Annotated in this window: 4 protein-coding genes and 1 pseudogene; 2 read left to right on the top strand and 3 right to left on the bottom strand. The window is 72.4% G+C overall.

The genetic code is table 11. The features are described from left to right. A pseudogene (locus tag ACIQGV_RS40775) lies at nucleotides 1–318 on the top strand (hypothetical protein); the annotation flags it as partial. A gap of 246 nt (nucleotides 319–564) precedes the next feature. Here the strand turns inward: ACIQGV_RS40775 and ACIQGV_RS40770 are convergent. The 3 genes from ACIQGV_RS40770 to ACIQGV_RS40760 all read right to left on the bottom strand — a co-directional run bounded on the left by ACIQGV_RS40770 (nucleotide 565) and on the right by ACIQGV_RS40760 (nucleotide 2,181). Beyond that, nucleotides 565–840 carry a hypothetical protein gene (locus ACIQGV_RS40770; protein WP_402504809.1) on the bottom strand — a complete coding sequence of 92 codons (276 nt, stop codon included), beginning with the start codon at nucleotides 838–840 and terminating at the stop codon, nucleotides 565–567. Nucleotides 841–892: 52 nt separating this feature from the next. Then, nucleotides 893–1,741 (bottom strand): leucine-rich repeat domain-containing protein, encoded by an 849-nt coding sequence (locus ACIQGV_RS40765; protein ID WP_402504807.1) that lies wholly within the window; start codon nucleotides 1,739–1,741, stop codon nucleotides 893–895. Between the two features lie 242 nt (nucleotides 1,742–1,983). After that, nucleotides 1,984–2,181, bottom strand: coding sequence for a hypothetical protein (locus ACIQGV_RS40760; protein WP_402504805.1), 198 nt, complete (start codon nucleotides 2,179–2,181; stop codon nucleotides 1,984–1,986). A gap of 124 nt (nucleotides 2,182–2,305) precedes the next feature. Between ACIQGV_RS40760 and ACIQGV_RS40755 the strand changes: the two genes are divergently transcribed. Continuing rightward, entirely contained in the window at nucleotides 2,306–5,242 is a 2,937-nt protein-coding gene (locus tag ACIQGV_RS40755; protein ID WP_402504803.1) for a hypothetical protein, read from the top strand. Nucleotides 5,243–5,416 lie beyond the last annotated feature (174 nt).

The following is a 5,416-nucleotide window of genomic DNA, read 5'->3' as shown; positions in this document are numbered from 1 at the left end:
GAGTACGCCCGGCTGTTCCATTACGAGCCCCAGGCCCCCGGCCGGCGCCGGCAGCCCTCGGCGGGGCCGTCCTGGCTGCGCTGGTACCCCGCCTTTCCCCGCGTGCTGTTCATCCTGACCGGTGCAGGGCGCACCCGGCTGGAGGACCGGATCGGGGATCTGCAGGCGATGACCGCCCGCCACCCCCTCGTCGCGGACCTCGCCCGCGAGGTCCGCCTGGGCGCAGCCGTCCTCGAGGACCTCGAGCAGCACGGACCGGGTCAGCCGGTGTGGACACCGCTGGCGGGCGGCAGGGCGCGGCCGTGGACGGACCTGTGAGACGCGCGGCGGCAGATGTACCCCACGGCAATCCGGTACGCCCACCAGACCGCCGATACGCGCCACAAGGGCAACGGCCCCGGCCGAGGACACCATCTGCTCTACCCCACGAGCGGTTCTGGGGCGGATGCTCTCGGCTGGTCAGGCTCCGGCCTATGAACGGACCGGTTTTGATGATCGTGTTGGCGGAAGCCGGGCGCGGCGCAGGGCTTGGCGGATCGCCGGTCGTGCCAGTCTGTTCGCCGATCACAGTCCGGCGATGACGGTCAGCTGAAGGCGATCAAGGCCCTGGACACGTTCGGCCTGCACTTCGACGGCTGCGGAGGCGAAGCGAAGGGTGAGGTACGGGTCAGCCTCGATGAGCCGGCTGAGTTCTTCGAGGGCGTTGTGGTCGAGCGGGGGCGAGATCACGGCTTCCCACTCGCCTGCGCCTGCAGCGGCTCTCACCTCGACCTGCACGCGAGCCAGACAGGTCGCCGTGTTGGCCCACCACTCCAGATGCGCTGTCTCGTGGCCATCCATTCTCTGAGCATAAGGACGGCTCCGATGCTGGGATCACGCAAGTGCCGCACGATCAGGCCAGTTCCTGAGTGCGCGGGGGTTCAGAACTCCCGCCGTCCCTGTCGGGTGCCGGCTGGTCGACTCGGCCGCCCTTGTGCGGTGTGGGGATGTAGTCGGAAGCGCCATCGGGCAGCGCGGCGACGCATGCCGACGAGCAGGCGCTGACCAGCAGGGGCAGTACGTCGGTGGCCACGCGCAGCGAGATCCGCACCTGGCGGAGTCCGCCCTGCTCGATCGGGCGGTCGCAGACGCTGCAGGTGTGGATGGCGGTGGCGCCCCAGCGCCGGGGGTCCATGTTGTCCGGATCGAGGTCCGCGGCGGGGGCCGGAGTGGGCTGAAGCCTGGGGAAGGGCGGTCGCAGCCTGTGGTTGCCGAACAGTGCGCGCGTGCTCACGGTGCTGCGAGTCAGTTTCCGGCAGCGGGTGATCTCGTAGGGGAACCAGTGCAGCCGGTAGGAGGTGTAGGGGGTGAACTCCTCCAGGCTGGCCATGGCCCCGATCTCGGGCGGGATCCGGACCAGGTTGCTGCCGTAGAGCACGAGGTGCCTGACTGCCGTCAGCCCGGCGATGCTCGGCGGCAGTGTGACGACCTGCCGCCGCTCCTGCGGGCTCAGCTCGGTCAGCGGACGGAACTCTTCACGCCCGTCGGCGGCGGCCTCCTCGACCAGGTCCAGCAGATGCTGCCAGCCCGGGGCGGAGGTGTCCTGCCGCTCGTCGTGGAATCCGACCCGGGCCCGCGGATGAGGTCTGGACTGGTCGAAGCACGAGCAGATGTCCCTGTAGGACCCTCGCCGGCGCGGAGCCGCATCCGACGTGTCGCCCCAGCGGTTCACAAAGAGCCCCGGCTCTGCCCCGTCCGTCATGGCGCCACGGTACAGAGCCTGCCCTGGCCGGCGCGCTCGATATGCGGGCGAGGGCACGGATGGCATCCATTGCCATGCCCGAACGTCTGGGCGGGGAAGCTGACGCTGCCGATGGGGAATTACGTGAGGTTCGGGACTCGGGTGCCGGCGGCTCCCGGCGGTCCCGAGGGCTGCGCGGCCCTGGGCGCGGGCACAGCCGGTGACGGTCCGCCCGTGCGGGACGCCTGCGCCGAGGGCCGGTTTCAGGTGAGGAGGGCGGCCAGGGCCGCGGTGACGGTGGCGGCGAGGGTGACGACCGCGGCGAAGGCGGTGGCGGCCCGGGTGAGTGCGGCGGGGTAGGTGGCGCCGTCCAGGCGGGAGAGCTTGCCCGCACCGGCCGCGGCCAGCACCGCGACGACGATCACAAGAACGGCGGACAGCAGGGCGACGGCGACGGTCACGGCGGGACTCCCGGTGTGCGGTGGGATGTTGACGTGGTCGAAGGTCGCCGAAACGGTGTGCGCCGGGGTTCGCCGGGACGAAGATGAACACCGGCGAACACACCAGAGGCCCGGGGGCGAGCACGTGCACGACGAGCAGAACAGTCATGGTCCGGCACTCACCGAACTGCGCAGACGCCTGGCCGACGGGCTGGCCCGGGCCCGGCTGAACCAGACCCAGCTCGCTCGCCGGGCTGGGCTGGGGCGTACCACGGTGTCGGAGGCGCTCTCGCCCAGCAAGCCGGTGCCGTCGAAGGAGACGGTGGCGGCGCTGGCCCGCGCGCTGAGGCTGCCGGTGGCCGGGCTGCTGGAGCTGCAGCGCAGGGCGGCCGCGGAGCCGGGCACGGCCGTGCCGGGCGGGCCGGGGCGTCCGATCGGGCAGTGGGAGCCGCACGATCTGGAGGTTCATCCCGCCGGTCCCGGTCCAGCCGTTCCAGGCGCTGGTACGGCCGCGGTGCGGGCGCTGCCGGGGTATGTGCGGCGCGTGCATGACCGGGTGCTGGCCGAGGCGGTGGAGGATGCGGCAGGCGGCCGCAGCCGGATCGTGGTGCTGGTGGGCACCTCCTCGACGGGCAAGACCCGGGCCTGCTGGGAGGCCGTGCAGCCGCTGGCCAAGCGGGGCTGGCGGCTGTGGCATCCCTACCACCCGGCCCGCGTGGAGGCCGCGCTGGAGGACCTGCAGCATGTGGGGCCGCGCACGGTGGTGTGGCTGAACGAGGCCCAGCACTACCTCGGCGACCGGACGGCCGGGGAGCGGATCGCGGCGGCCGTCCACCACCTGCTGATCAGCCCCAAGCGCGGGCCGGTCCTGGTGCTGGGCACGCTCTGGCCCGAGTACGCGAAGGAGTACACGGCCCTGCCCACACCGCGCGCAGAGGATCCGCACAGCCGGGCGCGGGAGCTGCTGGCCAGCCGCACCCTGACCATCCCCGACGCCTTCGACACCCGCGCCCTGGCCGCGGCAACGGCATTGGCCGAGGGCGGTGACCGGCTGCTGGCCGACGCCCTCACCCGCGCCCGCGTTGACGGGCGCATCACCCAGGACCTGGCCGGCGCCCCCGAACTCCTCAACCGCTACCAGCACGCGATCCCGGCCGCCAAGGCCCTGCTGGACGCGGCGATGGACGCACGCCGCCTCGGCGTCGGACTCCACCTTCCCCAGGCCTTCCTCACCGACGCCGCCCCCGGCTACCTCACCGACCTCGACCACGACCAGCTCACCGACGACTGGGCCGAACAGGCTTACGCCGAACTCGCCGAACCGGTCCACGGCAGACACCCCCTTTTGCGCCGCACCACCCCCCGCCCCTCACAGCACCCGCCCGCCCCCACCGCAGGCGTGGCCGAGCCGTCCCCTCGGTCGGCGGGGCCACTGTTCCGGCTTGCCGACTACCTCGACCAGCACGGCCGCACCGCCCGCCGCCACCTGTGCCCGCCCGCCTCCTTCTGGCACGCCGCCCACACCCACCTCACCCACCCCGACGACCTGGACAACCTCACCCGGGAAGCCGAGCAACGCCACCGGCTGCAATGGGCGCACCACCTGCGCCGGCGCGCTGCCGACCACGGCAGCACCAGCGCCCTGAACCGCCTGGCCGAACTGCGGGAGAGGACCGGGGACTGGGAAGGCGCCGAGAAACTGGCCCGCCAGGCCGCCCATCACGGCGACACCGTCCCTGTGCACCGCCTGGCCGCGGGGCGGGAGGAGGCCGGGGACCGGAAGGGCGCCGAGGAACTGGCCCGCCTGGCCGCCGAACACGGCGACACCAGCGTCCTCAAGGACCTGGCCATGACGCGGGAAAGAGCCGGAGACCAAGAAGCCGCCGAAGCCCTCCTCCTCCAGGCCGCCCGCCACGGCAACACCAGCGCTTTACACCACGTGGCTGTGATCAGGGAAAGGGCCGGGGACCGGGAGAACGCCGACAAGCTGGCCCGCCTGGCCGCCGAACACGGCGACACCAGCGTCCTGAAGGACCTGGCCGTCATGCGGGAAAGAGCCGGAGACCAACAAGGCTCCGAAGCCCTCCTCCTCCAGGCCGCCCGCCACGGCAACACCAGCGCCCTTCACCACCTGGCCGGCCTGCGGGAGGAGGCCGGGGACCGGGCGAGCGCCGACGCTCTGGCCTGCCAGGCTGCCGACCACGGCGACAACCTCCCCCTGTACCGCCTGGCTGTGACCCGGGAGGAGGCCGGGGACCGGGAGCGCGCGGAGGCCCTGGCCCGGCAGGCAGCCGAGCACGGCAGCACCGACGCCCTGAACCGCCTGACCGAGCTGCGGGAGGAGGCCGGGGACCGGGAAGGCGCTGAGACCCTGGCCCGCCAAGCAGCCGAGCACGGCAGCACCCGCGCCCTGTACCGCCTGACCATGACGCGGGAGAAGGCAGGGGACCGGAAGGGCGCCGAGGCCCTGGCCCGCCTGGCCGCCGAACACGGCAGCACCCGCGCCCTGAACCGCCTGACCATGACGCGGGAGAAGGCAGGGGACCGGAAGGGCGCCGAGAAACTGGCCCGCGAAGCCGCCCACCACGGCGACACAAGCGCCCTGCACCACCTGGCCATGAGGCGGGAGGAGGCTGGAGACCGGGAGGGCGCGGAGGCCCTGGCCCGCCTGGCCGCCAAATTCGGCAGCACCCGCGCCCTGTACCACCTGGCTGTGACCCGGGAGGAGGCCGGGGACCGACAAGGCTCCGAAACCCTCCTCCGCCAGGCCGCCCGCCACGGCAGCACCAGCGCCCTGTACCGCCTGGCTGTGACGCGGGAAGAGGCCGGGGACCGGAAGGGCGCCGAGGAACTGGCCCGCGAAGCCGCCCACCACGGCGACACAAGCGCCCTGCACCACCTGGCCATGAGGCGGGAGAGGGCCGGGGACCGGTCCGGAACCGAAACACTTCTCCGCCAGGCCGCCGACCACGGCAGCCCCCACGCCCTGTACCACCGGCCCGAGATGCGGGACGTACTCGAAAGACTGTGGCCAAACGGCTTGGACCCGGACGGTACACCGACACCCCCATGGCAGCCGTAGACGCCCGCCCTTCCCAGCCAACACGTATGGCCAGATGCGTGGTAAGAGAGGCCGTCACCTGCAGCTGGCAAGGCAGGTCGGGGCTTGTCCCTGAGGAGTGGACACCTGTTCGTGTCGTTATGCGGCAAAGGTCAGGGTAACTGACTGCTGTTCGTAGGGGATCGGTGCCTGCTG

Source organism: Streptomyces sp. NPDC093094 (assembly GCF_044754345.1).
In the GTDB taxonomy this organism is placed as follows: Bacteria; Actinomycetota; Actinomycetes; order Streptomycetales; family Streptomycetaceae; genus Streptomyces.
The sequence above is the reverse complement of the archived record's forward strand: the minus strand, read 5'-3'. Positions and strand labels throughout refer to the sequence as shown.